Annotated in this window: 1 protein-coding gene; it reads right to left on the reverse strand. The window is 40.4% G+C overall.

The features are described from left to right. The coding region (locus AC1DRF_RS31245; protein ID WP_477742731.1) for a cysteine desulfurase family protein at positions 1–646 on the reverse strand (646 nt) is incomplete at both ends.

Here is a 646-nt window from a genome sequence, read left to right on the forward strand (position 1 = left end):
GCATTTCCTGAGAGCCTCCGCTAAGCAGCGGATGAAGCTGAACTCCATTTCGTTTATATAAAATTCCCGTCCCTTTTAAGCCGTGAATTTTGTGTCCTGATAATGTGCATAAATCAATTTTATGATCCGCTAAAGAAAGCGGAACTTTTCCAATTCCCTGCACATGATCGACATGAAAAAGCACCTTTGAATAGTTCGTCAGCATCTGTCCAATTTCTTCAATTGGCTGAATGGTGCCAATCTCATTATTTACATGCATAACAGATACTAAAATGGTTTCATCTGTAATAGCTGATTCAATAGCCGCAGGTGATACAAATCCACTGGAATCTACCGGAACATACGTAACGTTAAATCCTAGGGCTTCTAACTGCTTGAATGGTTCATGAACAGAATCATGTTCAATATTTGTCGTAATGATATGCTGACCTCGGCTTTTATATTGCATCGCTACGCCTTTAATAGCCAAATTATTCCCTTCCGTTCCTCCAGATGTAAAGATAATTTCATTTGACGATACGTGCAGCAATTCTGCTACTTGCTCACGCGAGCGGCTCAACAAATTCTCCGCCTGTACGCCAAACTGATGGAGGGAGGATGGATTGCCATAATAAGTTGTAGCTACTTTAGTAAAAGATTGTATGAC

The organism is Priestia sp. P5_B4 (assembly GCF_056400385.1).